Origin of the sequence: Alkalihalobacillus trypoxylicola, assembly GCF_001590785.1 — a bacterium.
Lineage (GTDB): Bacteria > Bacillota > Bacilli > Bacillales > Bacillaceae_D > Alkalihalobacillus > Alkalihalobacillus trypoxylicola.
Map to the genome: position 1 here is coordinate 88,241 of NZ_LTAO01000012.1, position 17,025 is coordinate 105,265.

At 34.6% G+C, this 17,025-nt stretch carries 22 protein-coding genes; 15 read left to right on the forward strand and 7 right to left on the reverse strand.

Annotation, left to right across the window (positions count from 1 at the left end):
* Positions 1-80 precede the first annotated feature (80 nt).
* Positions 81-164, forward strand: coding sequence for a YjcZ family sporulation protein (locus AZF04_RS20615; protein WP_081766675.1), 84 nt, complete (start codon positions 81-83; stop codon positions 162-164).
* 76 nt (positions 165-240) lie between these two features.
* Positions 241-330, forward strand: a complete 90-nt coding sequence (locus AZF04_RS07470) for a YjcZ family sporulation protein (protein WP_061948203.1) — start codon at positions 241-243, stop codon at positions 328-330.
* A gap of 80 nt (positions 331-410) precedes the next feature.
* Here AZF04_RS07470 and AZF04_RS07475 read toward each other — a convergent pair whose 3' ends face one another.
* Entirely contained in the window at positions 411-590 is a 180-nt protein-coding gene (locus AZF04_RS07475) for a hypothetical protein (protein WP_045485358.1), read from the reverse strand.
* Positions 591-757: 167 nt separating this feature from the next.
* On the opposite strand from AZF04_RS07475, the gene AZF04_RS07480 reads away from it, so the two are divergent.
* Positions 758-1,327, forward strand: a complete 570-nt coding sequence (locus AZF04_RS07480) for a YpmS family protein (protein WP_061948204.1) — start codon at positions 758-760, stop codon at positions 1,325-1,327.
* A gap of 52 nt (positions 1,328-1,379) precedes the next feature.
* Here the strand turns inward: AZF04_RS07480 and AZF04_RS07485 are convergent, their stop codons facing one another.
* Both AZF04_RS07485 and AZF04_RS07490 read right to left on the reverse strand, forming a co-directional pair.
* Positions 1,380-1,976: an HTH-type transcriptional regulator Hpr gene (locus tag AZF04_RS07485; RefSeq protein ID WP_045485356.1), complete on the reverse strand. Its 597-nt coding sequence runs from the start codon at positions 1,974-1,976 to the stop codon at positions 1,380-1,382.
* Between the two features lie 188 nt (positions 1,977-2,164).
* Positions 2,165-2,506 (reverse strand): YtxH domain-containing protein, encoded by a 342-nt coding sequence (locus AZF04_RS07490; RefSeq protein ID WP_061948205.1) that lies wholly within the window; start codon positions 2,504-2,506, stop codon positions 2,165-2,167.
* 82 nt (positions 2,507-2,588) lie between these two features.
* On the opposite strand from AZF04_RS07490, the gene AZF04_RS07495 reads away from it, so the two are divergent.
* Positions 2,589-2,789 carry a hypothetical protein gene (locus AZF04_RS07495; RefSeq protein ID WP_061948206.1) on the forward strand — a complete coding sequence of 67 codons (201 nt, stop codon included), beginning with the start codon at positions 2,589-2,591 and terminating at the stop codon, positions 2,787-2,789.
* Positions 2,790-2,810: 21 nt separating this feature from the next.
* Here the strand turns inward: AZF04_RS07495 and serC are convergent, their stop codons facing one another.
* Positions 2,811-3,896: a 3-phosphoserine/phosphohydroxythreonine transaminase gene (gene serC, locus AZF04_RS07500; protein WP_061948207.1), complete on the reverse strand. Its 1,086-nt coding sequence runs from the start codon at positions 3,894-3,896 to the stop codon at positions 2,811-2,813.
* A 274-nt stretch (positions 3,897-4,170) separates the two neighbouring features.
* On the opposite strand from serC, the gene AZF04_RS07505 reads away from it, so the two are divergent.
* Positions 4,171-4,635, forward strand: coding sequence for a GNAT family N-acetyltransferase (locus AZF04_RS07505; protein WP_235599962.1), 465 nt, complete (start codon positions 4,171-4,173; stop codon positions 4,633-4,635).
* Positions 4,636-4,870: 235 nt separating this feature from the next.
* On the opposite strand, the gene AZF04_RS07510 is transcribed toward AZF04_RS07505, so the two are convergent.
* A complete protein-coding gene (locus AZF04_RS07510; protein WP_061948209.1) occupies positions 4,871-5,302 on the reverse strand; it encodes an HIT family protein in 432 nt (143 codons plus the stop codon).
* A gap of 200 nt (positions 5,303-5,502) precedes the next feature.
* Here AZF04_RS07510 and AZF04_RS07515 point away from each other — a divergent pair, with 200 nt between their 5' ends.
* Genes AZF04_RS07515 through AZF04_RS07525 form a run of 3 tightly spaced genes read left to right on the forward strand, consistent with a single transcriptional unit; the run spans position 5,503 to position 8,233 of the window.
* Positions 5,503-6,240, forward strand: coding sequence for an ABC transporter ATP-binding protein (locus tag AZF04_RS07515; protein ID WP_061948210.1), 738 nt, complete (start codon positions 5,503-5,505; stop codon positions 6,238-6,240).
* A 4-nt stretch (positions 6,241-6,244) separates the two neighbouring features.
* Positions 6,245-7,465, forward strand: coding sequence for an ABC transporter permease (locus tag AZF04_RS07520; RefSeq protein ID WP_061948211.1), 1,221 nt, complete (start codon positions 6,245-6,247; stop codon positions 7,463-7,465).
* A gap of 24 nt (positions 7,466-7,489) precedes the next feature.
* On the forward strand, positions 7,490-8,233 hold the full coding sequence (locus tag AZF04_RS07525; protein WP_061948212.1) for an EcsC family protein: 744 nt from the start codon (positions 7,490-7,492) through the stop codon (positions 8,231-8,233).
* Between the two features lie 105 nt (positions 8,234-8,338).
* Here AZF04_RS07525 and AZF04_RS07530 read toward each other — a convergent pair whose 3' ends face one another.
* A complete protein-coding gene (locus AZF04_RS07530; protein ID WP_045485339.1) occupies positions 8,339-9,052 on the reverse strand; it encodes a cytochrome c biogenesis CcdA family protein in 714 nt (237 codons plus the stop codon).
* A 271-nt stretch (positions 9,053-9,323) separates the two neighbouring features.
* Here AZF04_RS07530 and AZF04_RS07535 point away from each other — a divergent pair, with 271 nt between their 5' ends.
* The 7 genes from AZF04_RS07535 (at position 9,324) to AZF04_RS07565 (ending at position 16,275) form a co-directional block, all read left to right on the forward strand.
* Positions 9,324-9,719: a LiaF transmembrane domain-containing protein gene (locus tag AZF04_RS07535; RefSeq protein ID WP_061948213.1), complete on the forward strand. Its 396-nt coding sequence runs from the start codon at positions 9,324-9,326 to the stop codon at positions 9,717-9,719.
* Positions 9,720-9,739: 20 nt separating this feature from the next.
* Positions 9,740-10,384, forward strand: a complete 645-nt coding sequence (locus AZF04_RS07540) for a PspA/IM30 family protein (protein ID WP_061948214.1) — start codon at positions 9,740-9,742, stop codon at positions 10,382-10,384.
* 120 nt (positions 10,385-10,504) lie between these two features.
* Positions 10,505-11,377, forward strand: coding sequence for a DUF4097 family beta strand repeat-containing protein (locus AZF04_RS07545; protein ID WP_061948215.1), 873 nt, complete (start codon positions 10,505-10,507; stop codon positions 11,375-11,377).
* 18 nt (positions 11,378-11,395) lie between these two features.
* On the forward strand, positions 11,396-12,277 hold the full coding sequence (gene liaF / locus AZF04_RS07550) for a cell wall-active antibiotics response protein LiaF (RefSeq protein WP_045485328.1): 882 nt from the start codon (positions 11,396-11,398) through the stop codon (positions 12,275-12,277).
* Entirely contained in the window at positions 12,274-13,323 is a 1,050-nt protein-coding gene (locus AZF04_RS07555; protein ID WP_045485326.1) for a sensor histidine kinase, read from the forward strand. Before liaF ends, AZF04_RS07555 begins: the two co-directional genes overlap by 4 nt.
* Before the next feature lie 3 nt (positions 13,324-13,326).
* Complete coding sequence (locus AZF04_RS07560) at positions 13,327-13,959, forward strand: response regulator transcription factor (protein WP_045485480.1); 633 nt, start codon at positions 13,327-13,329, stop codon at positions 13,957-13,959.
* A 168-nt stretch (positions 13,960-14,127) separates the two neighbouring features.
* Positions 14,128-16,275: a transglycosylase domain-containing protein gene (locus tag AZF04_RS07565; RefSeq protein ID WP_061948216.1), complete on the forward strand. Its 2,148-nt coding sequence runs from the start codon at positions 14,128-14,130 to the stop codon at positions 16,273-16,275.
* Positions 16,276-16,488: 213 nt separating this feature from the next.
* Here AZF04_RS07565 and AZF04_RS07570 read toward each other — a convergent pair whose 3' ends face one another.
* Positions 16,489-16,941: a GNAT family N-acetyltransferase gene (locus AZF04_RS07570; RefSeq protein WP_061948217.1), complete on the reverse strand. Its 453-nt coding sequence runs from the start codon at positions 16,939-16,941 to the stop codon at positions 16,489-16,491.
* Between the last annotated feature and the right edge of the window lie 84 nt (positions 16,942-17,025).

Genomic DNA, 17,025 nt, shown 5'->3' on the forward strand with positions numbered 1-17,025 from the left:
CCTAATTTGGGTAAAACGCCCAGTACAGAACAAAGGCATTTGCATAATATATCTTAACAAAGCAAAGAGGAGGTGTAATTATGTCTCACGCATACCAAGGTGGATTTGCGTTGATCGTAGTATTGTTCATCTTATTAATCATTGTAGGTGCAGCTTGGTTGTAAGCTGGCAAAGACATCTCTTTTTAGCAAGCACATATTTTTAAAATAAAAAACACTTAACATCAAGGAGGATTTTATAATGGGTCATTCATATGGAAATAGTGGTTTTGCGTTAATCGTTGTATTATTCATCTTATTAGTAATCATCGGTGCTTCTTGGGTTTGCTAATAACTAAATTAATATCAAAAGAGTGAGCTTAAATAAGCTCACTCTTTTTGGTTTTATCAGCTACTAAACGAACCATGCACTTACGTAAATAGAATTTTGAAATAAGTAGATGTTAATAAAATCGTCATCAAAATATTTATTGTTCTAAAGATTTGGGGGTGTTTTTCAATAGGTATTTCACGACGTTCGCAAAGTGCATCGGTCATCGAGTTAATAGAATATAAGATAAAGACCGCAAAAATGATGATATAGAAGACCATAGTCTCCCTCCAGTCTAGCCAATGTTATGATTAAACTTTATCAAATCTTATAAAAAAAAGATAGAGATAAACCTTTTTTTATCTTAAGCTATTAATATGAAGCAATTTGAAATAGGGGATAACGTATGAAATCATTCATATCGTTATAAATAAGGAGAGATGTTGGGATGACATGGAAAAGAGCTTTTTTTGGCTTAGTTTTATTTATTGTTCTCGCTTTTGTGGCTCTTTTTATTTTTATAAGGGTACAATTGCCGGATGTCCCAGAACAAACGGAAATACCGGTTCCTTCTATTGATGGAGAAATGGTCATGGAAATGACAAGTAGTCGTGAGAGAATCAATTATTTGATTCAAAGCTTTATTGAGGAGTCAAATGAGCCTTATCAATTATTTATAGGAGAACAATATGTAGAGTATCGTTCTTCCATACCAATCTTAGGCAATAATGTATCGTTTGTAGCACAAATGAGTCCTGAAATAACCGATTCTGGAGGATTACTATTATATGTTGAGAATATTCAATTAGGATTATTCCAGCTTCCAGCTAGTACAATCCTTTCTTGGATTGACGGACAGTCAGAATTTCCAGATTGGGTTTACGTAGAAGCTGCCAATGAACGCTTACGTATTGAAATATCTGAATTTGTAATAGCTGAAAATATGATGATAGCTTTTAGTGAATTTAATATTACGGAAGACCAATATAGATGGGAGTTACAGCTTCAAAATGAATAGGTTTATTGATATAAAAGAACCCCTCACTTATTTTAAGCAAGGGGTTCTTTAACTAGCTATTAGCGCTAATTTCTAGCTCTAATGAAGCTTTTTTCTCTTTTCTTTTTAACATTCCTGTTTGATCTGAAAAGTCATCTTCTAATTTCATCAATGATTGCTCAAATGTATCCACAAAGTCAGGACCATAAATATGACGAACGATTGTCATAACTTCAGAGAACTCTGGAAATTTTCCATACAAGTCTTTTATAGGTAATGCCCCATCTAAGATGCTATAAGTATTTAGCTGATATGCTTCCATTGTTTCTAAAAAAAGGCTTTTTCCTTCTTCCGATAAACAAACATAAGTATTTCGTTTATCGTTTTCTTTTTTTGAAAAGGACAAATAGCCTCTTTCTTCTAACTTTTTTGAAAAATTAAAAGCTGTTGAAACATGCATAACACCAAATTTAGCAATGTCAGAAATGGAGGCACCATCCATTTGATAAGCTATCCATAAAATATGGTGCTCATTAATATTTAAGTCAAATGGCTTAATCCAACTTTGCCAATCCTTTTCTACAGATTTCCATAATGCTTTGCTTAGTTGAGCTACCTTGTGACTAAATACGACTGATTGTAAAAGTGAACCGGCTTCATGATGCTCCATCTTACTCCTCCCATCCAAAAAAGGTTTCTTTTTCTCTCTCTCATTTAAAAAAATTATTGCTATATACTTTCACTTCTTATTATGACAAGAAATGATGAAAAAAGAAAGAGCAAAACCTTTCTTTAACTAAACTTTTTTGAAAATTTCAATAGTTATATTTCCTTCAGTTCCAAATATTTCTTAATCATTCATTTTCCTTTGATATCAATATTTTTTTCTAAATCAGAGATGTCTCTCTTTATAGATTGGATTGATGGCTCAACATCATTTTTCCATTTTTCGACTGAATCCATTAACTCATTACTAAGTTCTTTTACCGCTTGATGGCCAATCTGGGTTGTTACCTTTAATTGTTCTATAAGCTCTTGACCATCATTTTTAATTTGGATAAAGTTCCTTTGGGTCGCATTAGCCGAACTCTTTATAGAGTGACGCAGCTCTTGTCCGGATTTTGGAGCTAGTAACAAGCTAGCGACAGCACTGATGCTAACTCCCGTTACAAAACCAGTAATATACGATGAGAATTTCATTAGCTTTCAATCCCTTCTATAATGATTCATATTCTTTTTTTTGAGTAAGATTCATACATATTGATCTAAAAGGGGGAAGTTTATGGATGCTCTTATTTTTTTTCTTTTATCTATTTCTTTATTGAGCTTATATAGTAGTATTTATATGGTCAAGCAGCTTAATCGTACGGATGAAAAAGATGTGCGTGCCAAAATGAAAAATCGAATTTATTTTATGATGATTATGACGCTTTTATCCGGGTTGGTTTTCTTCTACTTTATCATCGTTTCTTTTTCTTCATAGCACGCAGCATCTCGCTTTTAATTAATTCTTCTTTTGAAATTCTTTCATTAAATCACAAAGAGCTAAACAAGCCTCAAGGGGAACGGCGTTATAAATAGAAGCTCGACATCCACCTACAGAACGGTGTCCATTCAATCCTACAAAGCCTCTTTCTTTAGCTAGTGCAAGAAACTTTTTATTTAATTCTTCTGTTGCAAGATTAAAAGTAATGTTCATGTTTGAGCGAGAATTTCTTTCTGCATGTCCCGTATAAAATCCGTTACTTTGATCAATTGCTTCGTAAATACTTGCAGCCTTTTCATGATTCCTTTGTTCAATTTCTGATACTCCACCTGAATGCTTGAGCCATTCCAATACATTTCTAAGCATATAAATGGAATAAGTAGGTGGGGTGTTAAATAAGGAATTTGCTTCTAAATGAGTGTGATAATTAAGCATCGTTGGAATATTCTCTTTTTTATCACTTAAAAGATCCTCTTTTATTATGGCAACTGTAACTCCTGATGGACCAAGGTTTTTTTGAGCCCCAGCATAAATCATTGAAAAATTTTCAATATTTATTTCTCTTGAAAGTATATCACTTGACATATCAGCTATAAGTGGAGATTTCAAGCTATCAGGAAATCCCTGGAATTGTGTACCGAAAATCGTATTATTAGAAGTTATATGAATATAAGCATCATTTGGCTGAAGTGACCATGTAGAAGCTTCTGGTATGAAAGTATAGTTCGAACCTTTAGAAGATGCTGCAACGGTCGTTTCACCTATAAAAGTTGCTTCCTTTAATGCTTTTTCTGACCAAGCTCCAGTTAGGACGTAATTCGCTCTTTGACCACTAGATAAGAAATTCATAGGAATCATTGAGAATTGAAGGCTAGCCCCACCTTGTAAAAAAAGAATTCGATAATCTTCTGGAATTCCCATTAATTCTTTTAATAAAGATTGAGCCTCATTATGAACATCTTCATAAACTTTACTTCGGTGACTCATTTCCATTAGGGACATTCCACTATCTTTGAAATTTAGAAATTCTTTTTGTGCTTTCTCTAATACAGGCTTAGGTAATGCAGAAGGACCTGCATTAAAGTTATAAATTGTTTTTACCATGCTCTCCACTCCTGTCCTCATATGAAATAAATCCGAAAGATATTATCACTTTAATAAGTGATTGTTTGTCTTTTGACCGAGCTGCCTTTTCATTCTTAAAAAAATAAAGGTATTGGTCAAGATAATACGAATATAGTAACATAATTTATCTATAAAAAGATCAGCTTTTTTAGATATTTTCAGAATGTTTAGTCTGGTAATGGATTTTATTAGGGGATAAGTATTGATATAATGATTAACAGAAAAAGGGTGAAGGGAGTCAAGCAAGTTGAAAATGGTAAAACTACAAAAAAGAGATTCACTTTTTGATCGTGCTGTTCAAGTATTCTGGCAGGAGTGGGGTGAAGAAGATAATTTCTCATTCTACTATGATTGTATGCTGCATTCCTTGAATACAAGAGATCATATACCTAGCTTTTATGTTGTAATGGAGAATTCTGAAATAATTGGAACATTTGCCTTAATCAGAAATGATATAAATAGTAGACAAGATTTATTTCCGTGGTTAGCTTGTTTGTATGTGAAGGAAGAACAAAGAGGAAGAGCAATTGGTTCTCAAATGTTAGATTATGCTTTACAAGAAGGTGCCAAACTCCATTTAGAAAAGCTCTATCTCACATCAGAACTAGAAGACTACTATGAAAGATATGGATGGGATCACAATGGTTTTGCGTATGGTCCTACAGGAAAAAAAATAAAGGTTTATGAAAAGGTTTGTAGGAAAGAAGTGAGTAAATAGAGCTAAATATTTTCAATTAGTATAGGAAGATGAAAAGACATGTATAGATGAGCTAATAGTGGAAGAAACCATATCATACTCCCTTAGGAGGAAGTGGCAGACCGAATGTTACTTTGGATAAATTGTTTGTTCGGCACCACTTCACAGGGACAAAAGCTAAAAATTCGGACTTAATGATTGAAATTCTATTTGCTAATTTTTTTACTACATTTCAATAATAGGAGGATTTTGATCGTTAGTTTATTTGTGCAGCTATAGCATCTGCCATATTTTTCAAATCTTCCGTGCTATATTCTGAGCCATGCTCTTTCCAAACTGCGCCAAAGCCATCTCCTTTTCCATATCGAGGAAGAAGATGCATGTGATAGTGGAAAACGGTTTGACCAGCAGCCTCTCCATTATTATTAACAATGTTTAAGCCGATCGGCTCGAAGGTATCTTTTAAAGCTTGAGCAATAAGAGGAACTTTTTGATAAAGAGAGGCAGCTGTTTCCGTTGTTAGTTCAAAAATATCCTTTTGATGTTGTTTAGGGATGACTAATGTATGACCTTTAGTAACTTGGCTAATATCCATAAACGCTAGTACATCATCATCTTCAAAAATAATAGCAGCAGGAATTTCCTTTTGGATAATTTTACAAAAAATACAATTAGGATCGTGCTTCAATGGAATTCATCCTTTCTGTTCATGTTTGAGATTTGATGTATTCAATATATACGACTTGTTTAAGGAAATGCAACTTTCTATCTTTAAAATCGTATGATAAGTAGCCTCTAATTGGCTTCCGTTTCAAGAGAATGCTAAACTAAGATGAAGAATTAAAAACGATAGTTGACAGGTAACGATTAGGATTAGGAGGTATAGAAATGACAGAAATGTTGGAAATAAAAAAACTTACGGGTGGGTATCATCCAAAAAAGCCTGTACTTCATGAAGTAGATTTCTCTGTTCAGTCAGGAGAGATTGTGGCTTTGATCGGTTTAAACGGAGCAGGAAAAAGTACAACGATCAAGCATATTTTAGGCTTATTAGATCCTAGTAGCGGAGAAGTAACCATTAACGGAAAAAATTTTCATGATGATAAAAATACATATAGACAATCATATGCATATATACCTGAAACACCTATTTTATATGATGAATTAACATTGTGGGAGCACTTGGAACTAACAGCTCTTGCTTATGGAATTGAAGAGCAAGATTTTTTAGATAGAGCAGAGAGACTATTAAAGGAATTTAAAATGACAAAAATGAAAAAGTGGTTTCCTAGCCATTTTTCTAAAGGGATGCGTCAAAAGGTTATGATAATGAGTGCTTTTTTAACAGAGCCCCCTATGTATATTGTTGACGAACCTATCGTTGGTTTGGATCCGGTTGGGATCCAATCTTTTTTAGATTTAATCTCAGATGTAAAAAAAGATGGTGGAGCTGTGCTTATGTCTACACATATTTTAGCCACAGCAGAGCGTTATTGTGATCGATTTGTAATTCTACATCAAGGCAAGGTGGTGCTAAAAGGAACCCTGGAAGAAATGAGAACTACCTTAAAAATGCCTGATGCAACACTTGATCAAATTTATCTTGAAATGACAAAGGATGAATAAAAGTATGGATAATAGTATGAGCTTATGGAAAGGAAGAGTAAGTACTTATTGGAATGAAGCAATTAGATACTTGAGATTAATTGCAAATAGTGGATTTCTGTTCACTGTATATGTTCTCATTTTGATTGGGAGCTCTTACTATAGTCAAATCTTAAAAGAGCTTCCTGAGCAATTTCCTACAATTTGGATTTTTACTATATTATTTGGTCTTTTCTTAACCAAAACTAAAATAAGAACCTTTCTAAAGCAAGCAGATATTGTTTTTCTAATTCCTTATGAGTCTAACATGAAATCTTATTTTAAAGCTTCTATTATCTATTCATGGGTTTGGCATATCTTTTATCTATTTTTACTTTTTGTGCTTTTATTGCCGCTATATCAGCTACGACTTGCGGAAGAAGCAGGGGATTTTTGGTATGTATTCATTTGGCTCATTTTTGTAAAGGGCTGGAATGTCATAACAAGCTGGACGGAGCAAAGGTTACAAAGTGAATCAGAGAGAATCAGTCATTTTAGCTTAAGACTCATTGTTAATCTAGCTTTGACTTATTTACTTTTTTCTGGGGCAAATTTTATTTATTTGCTTTCTATCATTATTTTAATGGCTACTTTATATGTGTTTTATTATCAAGCAATTGCAAAAAAACGCTCCTTAAAGTGGGACCGACTAGTCGATGTGGAAGAAAGAATGGTCATGTTCTTTTATCGCATTGCTAATGTTTTTGCAGAGGTTCCCCAATTAAGAGGCAAGGTAAGACATCGCGTTTATTTAAATCCAATTGTGAATGGATTGACTGGTTCAAAACGTTCTGTGTACCAATATTTATTCAGTCGTTCTTTTATTCGTTCTAATGATTACTTGGGAATTTATATTCGTTTAGTGGGTATTGCCGGGTTATTTTTGTATGGTTTTCAAATTAGCTGGGTACAGATGATATTGTTCTTACTTTTTACTCATATGGTAATGATGCAATTGTCAACATTATGGTTCCATTATGATACAAACATTTGGGTCGATTTATATCCTATAAATGAAGATGATAAAAAACAGGCACTGACAAAGCTTAGCTTTCGAATGCTTATGATTATGACTCTTTTCTTGTTTATTATTTTATTATGGTCATCATCTATCGGTTCAGCGCTTATGATTCTTATTATAGGTATTGTATTTAGCTATATTGCAAGTCATCATTTGATTCATAGGAGGAAACGAAAGAGGGCTTAGTTTTGAAAAGGAGCTGTTAAAAAAGTGACATATGAGGAGCAGGTACAGGAGGAACTGATTCGTTGGAAACGTAAGATAAGGAAAAACCCCTCAATGACAGGGCGATTCACTAAAAAATGGCAAAATAAATTTAATGGCATGATACCTGAGAAGTTTCATCAAGTTGTAACGTCTAGTATAAAAAATATGGTTCAAGCGACCATTTATGGAACCGATGTCACCTCAAAGGATAGCCGATTACGAGCACTCCCTTTACAGGAGCAAGAAGAAAAGGCCAAACAGTTAATAGAAAAGTTTAAAAAAACTGCAGCGGTAGAAGGGGCTGGGACTGGCTTCGGAGGAGTTTTGCTTGGTATGGCTGATTTTCCTCTCTTGCTGAGTATAAAGATGAAGTTTTTGCATGAGGTTGCTTTAATTTATGGCTATGATGTTCGGGATTATCGTGAACGATTATTTTTATTATTAATTTTCCAATTGACTTTTTCGAGTGATGAACAAAAACAGGTCCTATTAGACAGAGTAGAAGAATGGGAGAAAGAAAGAATAAAACTACCTGAAAAGGATCAGTATGTGGCTCATATAGATTGGAAGGAATTTCAGTTATCTTATCGTGATTATATTGATATACCGAAGATGCTTCAATTGATTCCTGGATTTGGAGCAATTGTCGGTGCGACCGTTAATTATCATTTTCTAGATTTATTAGGTGAAACAGCAATTAACTGTTTTCGAATGAGGGCTTTTAGGGAAGAAAGTACAACTAACTAAATAAAAAATAGCAGACAGAGTCATGATTCATTCATGCTCTGTCTTTTTCTATATAAAAAACTTGCCGATTCATTTTTTCGGCAAGTCTAAAAGGTATAAAGCGATTTAAATATTAAATGGAATATATTGAGCTAAACGATTTGAAATAATAGCAAATTGTCCGGTAATGAGCAAAATCCCTAAAATAATCATTACAAAACCACCTGTTTTCTGAATTCTCGGTAACCATTTGTTGAATTTTTTTAGACGGTCCAATGATTTCGAATAAAGCAGGGCTACTAATATAAAGGGAATGCCAAGCCCTAATGAGTAAAAGAATAGGTAAAAAACAGCTTCTGTCATTCCTGCATGCATCGCCATATATAAAATAGCTCCTAAAGTTAATCCGATACATGGAGTCCAGGCAGCTGCAAATACAAAACCTAACAGCAACGAACCCATAAAGCTATTTTTCTTTTTAGGCTTAACGTTTAACCTTTTTTCACTTAATAAAATTCTCAAAGATATAATACCCATCATTTGTAACCCGAAAATGATAATGACAATCCCACCTAAACGTTCAAGCAGTAATCGATTGTCCAAAAATAAGCCCCCAATAAAAGTAGAGGATGCCCCCATTAATAAAAAAATAATGGTAAATCCTGCTATGAACCCAAGACTTCTAATGAGAATAAGCTTAGTTGACGCATGAACTTTATTATCACTAATAGACGACCCGGTTAATTGTGCTAAGTAGGCTGGGATGAGTGGGAAAACACACGGTGAAAAAAAAGATGCAAGTCCAGCTAACAAAGCTAACCATATCGTTACTTCTACCATTCTATAACCTCCTAATTAGACCTTTCTCTAATCTATGATTTATCACACAAAGAATATGTATTTAATAAGGCTGATTTTCATTATAGATCTCCTACATTATAAAGGAAAGTCATTTAAAACCAAAAGCTTCTAGCAAAGTTTCACGAAAGAGTCACAGAAGGAGGAGAAAAAGATCAGCCTTGAGGAGGAGGAGAAACCATTCTTAAGCTCGGCTTCAAATACAAAGCCTCTGTATATACTTGAAGTAAGTTAAAAAAAGGAGGGCAGTACAATGAAACTTGCTATTAAAGTTATGGGTGGGGCATTACTTATCTTTATTGGGCTATCCATTATACTAAGTTTATTAGGAATACATCTAGGTGGTTTGTTTGGACTTATAGTAGGAGCGAGCCTATTATATTGGGGCTATACCCGATATAAGGAAAAGAACGAGTGGAGTGTAACCACGATTATTATTATAGCTGCTGGAGTTCTCATGACTTTTGGTGGAATTGGTGGAATCATCAGCTTATTAATTGGGCTTCTATTATTATATGGAGGATATGAATTAATAAAAGGGAAAAAAGAGAAAGATGAGTTGTTTGATGTTCAATACGAGGAGTCGATAGTGACGAAAAGTCACTACGACCCATTAGATGAAGAGTTTAACCGTTTAATGAAAAAATAAAAAATCAGGAGGGAAAATCAATGTCATTAACAAGAATACGTCGTTTTATCTCAGCTTCTATTAACGAGGGGTTAGAGAAGGTAGAGAATCCGGTTATGATGATTAAGCAATACTTACGCGAAATAAAAGCTGAGGTTCAAAAAATAGAAAAGGAAATGGAGAAGCAAGAGCAACTTCAGGATATGCTTCAACGAGATAGAGAGCTAGCTTTACAAATAGTAGAGAAGCGAGAATCACAAGCTAAAATCGCTGTCGATGCTGATCAAGAGGAGTTAGCAAGAAAAGCTTTATTAAGTAAAAAAGATGCTTATAATCAAGCAAAAAGATACGAAGAATTGTTATCTAAAAGTAAAGAACATGTGTTGGAATTAAAACAAAAAGTGGAAGTACTCAAAAAGAAATATCATGCTTTAAGAGATAAGAAAATGGAATTATCTTTAAGATTACAAGCAGAAAGAGCGAATAAGCAATTAAGTCATTCGGTCCATTTATCAAATAAAAGCTATAATGATTTTGACCAATTAGATGAACAAATGGAAGATTTAGAATGGTCCCAATACGAGCCTCAATCCTCTAATCATGAAATAGAAAAAGAAATGTATCAAGCAGAAATTGAACTTGAGCTACAGCAATTAAAAAAATCAAATGAGGCTGTAAAAAATTAATGACGAGTAACAGGAATAGTATGGTACTATCTTCATAAAAGAAAGTGAAAAATAGAATGGTGGAAAGAGGCGAGATGATATACTCGCCATTCTTTCTGTTTAAAGAAAGGGGGGGAGGTATTGAAGAAATTAGTTGGTATCGTTTTTATTATATTAGGTATAGGTTTAGTGTTATCTGTTGTCTTTCAAATCGTTCGTTTTTCTACAACCTCTGAAGTTGATTATGTAGAAAAAGCAGCCAATCAATATAAAGCGATCATTATTAAATCAACCTCAGTAGATTGGGAGGTTCAAGAGTCTGATGATGAAAATATTAGGGTGGAATTATTAAATCCGCGAAAAAATCAAAGCCTGGAAGTAAGAGACCGTAATCAACTAGAAATTGAAGTGAAGGAAAAAGGATTAGGCTTGAATTTTTTTAACTTTCAAAATCAAAATACGAAATTACTTGTAAAGCTTCCAAAACAAATGACGGCTGATTTGGAATTTCATGGAGTATCGGGTGATATAGAAGTCTTAGGTGAGATGATGGCTCAAAAATTATTCGTTGAAACCGTTTCAGGAGATATTCATTTTAATCATAAATTAAGTTTAGAAGAACTGTCTTTAAGAACCATTTCAGGCGACATAGTCGTAGGATTACTAGATAGTAACCAAATGGACTTTCAAACAACCTCAGGTTCTATCGAAGTTGAAGAAGCTAGTGGAGATGTATCAGGGGAAACGGTGTCGGGAAAAATAAATATTCGACTTCCTCATCATCATAAAGATATAGATGTCTCTACTGTATCTGGCAATATTGAGCTTGAGATAGGTGATCCAAATGCTAAGATAGAATTGGAAACTGTTTCTGGGAGACTAGACCTTGACCAAGCATTAGAGCAAATGACAGAGTCATCTCGAAAGCTTTCTGGTACAATAGGTAGCGGTGACTATCAAATAAAAGCGAACACTGTTTCGGGAAATATATATTTAAAAAGTATTCTACACTAATAGTAAGGAGGCGGGGTTATGAATAAGAAGACATTATTCGGTTTATTCATTTTAATTATAGGGATTAACATCTTTTTTGGCGCCTTTCATATAACAACTGGATCTTTATTTGCTCCGCTTCTGTTTATCATTATAGGCTATTATTTTTCAAAAAAAGGAAGAAATGTCCTTAGTAAAATATTTTACTTGCTTAGTGCTATTATTTTCTTAGACCAGTTTTTAGGTTTAAATTTCTTTGCCTTGTTTTTTGCAGGCTTATTTTTGTTTTATGGAATTAAGTTTATAAAAGAGCCTTCTAAAAAAAGGGATCGTCGTCGTACGGATAAAGAAGAGCGAAAAAAGCGCTATGAAGAGAAGGAGAGTGACACGAGGAAAGTAGAAGAAGATTTGATCGATAGTCCATATCATCAATCAACCTTTATGGACGATAACGATTTCAATTATAGCGAAAAATATCTGGAGAAAGAGAGTTTAAATGATACTCATTATTCTTCGACCTATCAAAACCAGCATAGCCACGAACATTATACACCTATCGTTAGAAGGAATATATTAGGTGACATTCATTATAATCAAGAACAATTTGAATTACAGGATATGACGATTTGGAATGTAATTGGGGATGTGAAAATAGATCTTTCGAGGGCGATTATTCCTGAAGGAGAACATGTCATAATCGTGCAGGCTTTTATTGGTCAGATTGATATTTATGTCCCTGAGGATATAGCTGTAACCGTGCAAACCTCCTCTTTAGTTGGAGAAGTGACCTTATTTCACGAAAAATATAGTGGCTTTAATCATCAAGTTCAAAAAGCACCAAAATATTATAAACAATCACCGAGAAGAATTAAACTCATATTATCTACACTAGTTGGTGAAGTGAGGGTGAGGGAGTTGTGAGAAAAAAATTAGCTCGACTAAGATGGCAGTTTGTTCGATATAATGTCGTCTTAAGCTTTTTAACGGTGCTCCTCATTCTCATTTTATTTACATATGATGTTGAAAGTGGTTTTCTATTTATTTTTCAAAAAAAAATCCTAGAACTACCTCTTATTGTATGGTTACTCATAGTGATTCTTTTAATGGGGGGAATAAGCGGATTTATTCAATCGGATTCAATAAAAAAAAGAATAGACTCCTTATTAGATAGTACAGTCCGTTATGCTAGGGGCTCTTTTTCACATCGGATGGAGAGCACAGGTGATGATGAGATTACAGAATTAATGGAGCAAATGAATAATATGGCCTCTCATATTGAAGAACAAGTGATTTCCCTTCAACGTTTATCAGCAGAGAGAGCAGAGCTTCAGGAGACGATTAAAAAGACAGCTGTAACGGAAGAACGACAAAGGTTAGCTCGTGACTTACATGATGCTGTAAGTCAGCAATTATTTGCTATTTCTATGATGATGGCTGCTTTAAAAGAAAGTCATAAACAAAATCAATCCACGATGCATACGCAAATAGAGATGGTTGAAAAGATGGCAAATGCTGCACAAGCGGAAATGCGGGCGCTCCTTTTACACCTACGTCCAGCTCACTTAGAAGGAAAAGAGCTAAAAGAAGCCATACATCAATTAATTGAAGAGCTGAAGCAGAAACAAGAGATGCTTATAACTTATGAAATGAATGTAGAGACAAACATACCAAAAGGAATTGAGGAGCAATTATATCGATTAACTCAAGAGGCTTTTTCTAACATATTAAGGCATGCTAAAGCTTCAAAAATAGAGTTTCATTTAAAGCAGCTCTCTCATGAACTGAGGTTAAGGGTCGTCGATAATGGAGTAGGCTTTCAAAATCAAGAAGTTCAAAACCATTCTTATGGCTTACAAACAATGAAAGAGAGAATGAATGAGGTTGGTGGGACTTTAGAAATCGTTTCAGTTCCAAAGAAAGGTACTCAAATCATTGCGAAAGTACCTATAACTTGGAAGGAGGAATAAATGATGATAAAGGTATTGTTAGTGGATGATCACGAAATGGTGCGAATGGGACTTAGTGCTTTTTTATCTACTCAGTCAGATATGAAGGTTGTGGGAGAAGGCAAAAATGGCTTAGAAGGGGTCCAATTAGCACAAGAGCTTCAGCCTGATGTTATTTTAATGGACTTAGTGATGGAACAAATGGATGGAATTGAAGCTACAGAAAAGATTGTTGCAGCTCTTCCAAAAGTGAAAATCATCGTATTAACTAGCTTTATTGATGATGAAAAGGTTTATCCAGTTATAGAAGCCGGTGCTTTTAGCTATCTACTTAAAACAACTACCGCAGCTGAGATTGCAGAGGCGGTACGATTGGCTTCTAAAGGAGAATCGATAGTAGAATCTAAAGTCACTAAAAAAATGATGAAAAGAATGCGTGGAGACAAAGAAGAAAAATTGCATTTGCAGTTAACACCTAGAGAGTTAGAGGTTCTTAAATTAATTGGCGACGGCAAAAGCAATCAGGAAATGGCCGACACTCTCTTTATCGGGATTAAAACAGTTAAAACTCATGTTAGTCATATATTAGATAAGCTACAATTAGATGATCGTACTCAAATTGCGATTTATGCGCATCGTCATCGACTTGTTGAATAAATGAAAACCTGAAAGAATATTAAGCCCCATTTCCTTAGAATGAGGCTTTTTCCATGGTTATCAGTAGGTCGAATTTAGTAGAAAAATAACCAATGATGAAACTTTTTGAAAGAATCATACGTAAATACATATACTAAGGATAAGAAGAGGTCAGAGGAGGAGTTTAAATTGATAAAAAAATTAATAGTAGCAGCTTCCCTCATTTTAACCACTTTTTTGTTTGCTCTTTTTGGTTATATGGCTATTATTTTATTCGGAAATTATGCGATTGATGAGGAGAAGCTTGTTTTGAATCAGGCAAGCACGATTGTTGATGAATCTGGACAACCTATAAGTAAAATTTTTTTAGAGAATAGAGAAATGGTGACGATTAATCAAATTCCAGAACATGTTCAGGATGCTTTTGTGGCTGTTGAAGATGTAAGGTTTTATGAGCATAATGGCTTTGACCTTCGAGCAATTGCTCGCGCTTTATATAGGGATATTCAATCGGGTTCAAGAGCAGAAGGCGGAAGTACCATTACGCAACAATTAGCGAAAAATTTATTTTTAACAAACGATAAAACATTTTTAAGAAAAACGAAAGAAGTATTAATCGCCATGAATCTTGAAAGACGCTACAGCAAGGATGAGCTGCTGGGATTATATGTGAATACTATTTATTTTGGTCATGGTAAGTATGGAATTCAAGCAGCTTCCCAGCATTTTTTTAATAAAAATGTTGAAGATCTCAACCTAGAAGAAGGAGCTCTGTTAGCGGCTATCCCAAAGGCTCCTAATCAATACTCTCCATTTGTTGACCAAGAAAAAAGTGAGCAACGAAGAAATCTAGTATTATCATTAATGTCAAAATCAGGTTACATTACGGCCGAGGAAGCGACAAGACTGCAAGGGAAAATAATCACCTTGTATGCTGAAGAAGAAAGAGAGGATGAGGCTTTTTACACCTACTTAGATATGGTTCTCAAAGAAGCTAGTGAAAAGTATCATTTATCTCAAGAAGAAATTTTAACAGGTGGGTATAAAATCGTGACACCTATTGAAAAAAACTTACAGCAGCATTCTTTTCAGTTACTTCAAGACGATTCTTATTTTCCATTAGGAAATGAGGATGCAGAGGCCGCATTCGTTCTTATAGATAATGAAACGGGTGGTGTTTTAGCTGTTCATGGAGGGAGGCAATATGTCAGGTTAGGGTTGAATCGTGTTACTGTACCGCGACAACCAGGATCTGTGCTGAAGCCTTTAGCTGTTTTTGCACCAGCTTTAGAAAAAGCAAATATTGACCCGTATACATTATTAAACGACGAACTTCAAGTCTTTCATGATGACTACCAGCCAAGAAATGCAAATGGAATTTATAGTGGTCAAATAACCATGTATGATGCTCTTAAAAACTCGACAAATGTTCCAGCGGTTTGGTTATTAAATGAAATAGGTATTCAGCACTCTGCTCAATATTTAACTAAATTTGGATTAGAAATAGATGATCGTCATTTAGGTGTTGCATTAGGAGGATTAGAAAAAGGCGTTTCTCCCCTTGATTTGACAGCAGCTTATCGGTCCTTTGCATCTAATGGAAAAAGGGTAGAACCATTTTTTATTAAAGAAATATACGACCAGCACGGTCAGTTAATAGCAGAACATAAGGAAAATGAAACAAAGGTGTTAAGTGAACAAACGGCTTGGAATATGACCAGAATGCTTGAATCAGTCGTTACGGATGGAACGGGCAAAGCTGGGATATCTCACTATTCTTTAGCGGGAAAAACGGGTACAACTTCTTTCGAAAAAGTTGAAAACGCCACAAGAGATGCATGGTTTGTTGGGTATAATCAGCAGATTGTCGGTTCTTTATGGATGGGCTATGACCGGACTACTGAGGAACATTTTTTAAATGGTGGAAGTGAGTATCCAACGAAGCTATTTAAGGATATCGTCAATAAGGTCCCCGATTATTACAAACAATTTGCATGGGACATTCCAAACGAAGTAGAAGATTTGCAGCCACCTGTCGAATTACCTTTAATCGAAGATTTAGTGGCGGTACAATCATTTGGAGGGGAAGGTTTATTAAGTATCCAATTGAAATGGACCCCATCCGATGACAGAAGAGTTCATTATCAGGTGTATGAACTAAATGGACAAGAAAGGACCTTGTTAGCAACAGTAATTGGTATGGATTATTTCTATCAACCAAAATTAAACATTTTCTCAGAGCACCAGTATGAAGTAGTTCCTGTTGATACGGTGACTCAGAAAGTTGGAGCCCCATCTAATTTGGCTGTCTCCTCATTTCGATTTGGTTTGCATTGAACCATATTTCGGATGTATTCACATACAAAAACAGGACCTTCCTTCTAATTATAAGAAGGAAGGTCCTGATGCATTATTTGAAAATAGACCATTAATAAATCTACTTTTAGTTTTCACGCTTCGAAAGCGATGAGAAAGCACTATCCACTTCTCCCTGACTTCGACTTTCAGTATAGCCTTTTAAATATCCGTTTAACTCTAGAATCTCTACATTTATGACAATTCTTTCACCATTTTTACAATTTCCTTTTGATAGCCTAGATGCTCATATAAACCTACAGCTCTATTATTATCTAGAAAAACATCTAAAATAACTTCTGAAAGCCCCTGATCGATGGCCCATTCTTCCGCCTTTGCCATGAGAGCTTTGCCTATTCCTTTACCTTCACCTTTTTCGGATACAGCTATTGCTGAAATGTAGGCTTGTTCTTTTCCAGTAAAGTAGTCCTTTTGAATAGCTAGCTCTAAATAACCTAAAATCATGCCATTATTTTCTGCAATGTATATATTCTCTTTATTGTCAGTCAAGGATTGTAATGCCATTTGTTCTTGTTTTTTAGCCATTGCATCCTGGTCTCTATGCTTCATATAATCGATATGATTGAATCTTTCTGCTAATGCTAAAATAACGGGATGATCTTGTTCGTGATATTTTCTAATAATCATTCGTATACCTCTTTTCAAATGTGTTTCCTTTTTATACTTGAGTGAATTTCATCATTGCTCTATTAGTGAATGAAACCGAACGTA

Excerpts from the sequence above, each read along its gene's own strand:
- AZF04_RS20615 (WP_081766675.1), top strand. The coding sequence starts at position 81 with ATGTCTCACGCATACCAAGGTGGATTTGCGTTGATCGTAGTATTGTTC.
- AZF04_RS07470 (WP_061948203.1), top strand. The coding sequence starts at position 241 with ATGGGTCATTCATATGGAAATAGTGGTTTTGCGTTAATCGTTGTATTA.
- AZF04_RS07475 (WP_045485358.1), bottom strand. The coding sequence starts at position 590 with ATGGTCTTCTATATCATCATTTTTGCGGTCTTTATCTTATATTCTATT.
- AZF04_RS07480 (WP_061948204.1), top strand. The coding sequence starts at position 758 with ATGACATGGAAAAGAGCTTTTTTTGGCTTAGTTTTATTTATTGTTCTC.
- AZF04_RS07485 (WP_045485356.1), bottom strand. The coding sequence starts at position 1,976 with ATGGAGCATCATGAAGCCGGTTCACTTTTACAATCAGTCGTATTTAGT.
- AZF04_RS07490 (WP_061948205.1), bottom strand. The coding sequence starts at position 2,506 with ATGAAATTCTCATCGTATATTACTGGTTTTGTAACGGGAGTTAGCATC.
- AZF04_RS07495 (WP_061948206.1), top strand. The coding sequence starts at position 2,589 with ATGGATGCTCTTATTTTTTTTCTTTTATCTATTTCTTTATTGAGCTTA.
- serC (WP_061948207.1), bottom strand. The coding sequence starts at position 3,896 with ATGGTAAAAACAATTTATAACTTTAATGCAGGTCCTTCTGCATTACCT.
- AZF04_RS07505 (WP_235599962.1), top strand. The coding sequence starts at position 4,171 with ATGGTAAAACTACAAAAAAGAGATTCACTTTTTGATCGTGCTGTTCAA.
- AZF04_RS07515 (WP_061948210.1), top strand. The coding sequence starts at position 5,503 with ATGACAGAAATGTTGGAAATAAAAAAACTTACGGGTGGGTATCATCCA.
- AZF04_RS07520 (WP_061948211.1), top strand. The coding sequence starts at position 6,245 with ATGGATAATAGTATGAGCTTATGGAAAGGAAGAGTAAGTACTTATTGG.
- AZF04_RS07530 (WP_045485339.1), bottom strand. The coding sequence starts at position 9,052 with ATGGTAGAAGTAACGATATGGTTAGCTTTGTTAGCTGGACTTGCATCT.
- AZF04_RS07535 (WP_061948213.1), top strand. The coding sequence starts at position 9,324 with ATGAAACTTGCTATTAAAGTTATGGGTGGGGCATTACTTATCTTTATT.
- AZF04_RS07540 (WP_061948214.1), top strand. The coding sequence starts at position 9,740 with ATGTCATTAACAAGAATACGTCGTTTTATCTCAGCTTCTATTAACGAG.
- liaF (WP_045485328.1), top strand. The coding sequence starts at position 11,396 with ATGAATAAGAAGACATTATTCGGTTTATTCATTTTAATTATAGGGATT.
- AZF04_RS07560 (WP_045485480.1), top strand. The coding sequence starts at position 13,327 with ATGATAAAGGTATTGTTAGTGGATGATCACGAAATGGTGCGAATGGGA.
- AZF04_RS07570 (WP_061948217.1), bottom strand. The coding sequence starts at position 16,941 with ATGATTATTAGAAAATATCACGAACAAGATCATCCCGTTATTTTAGCA.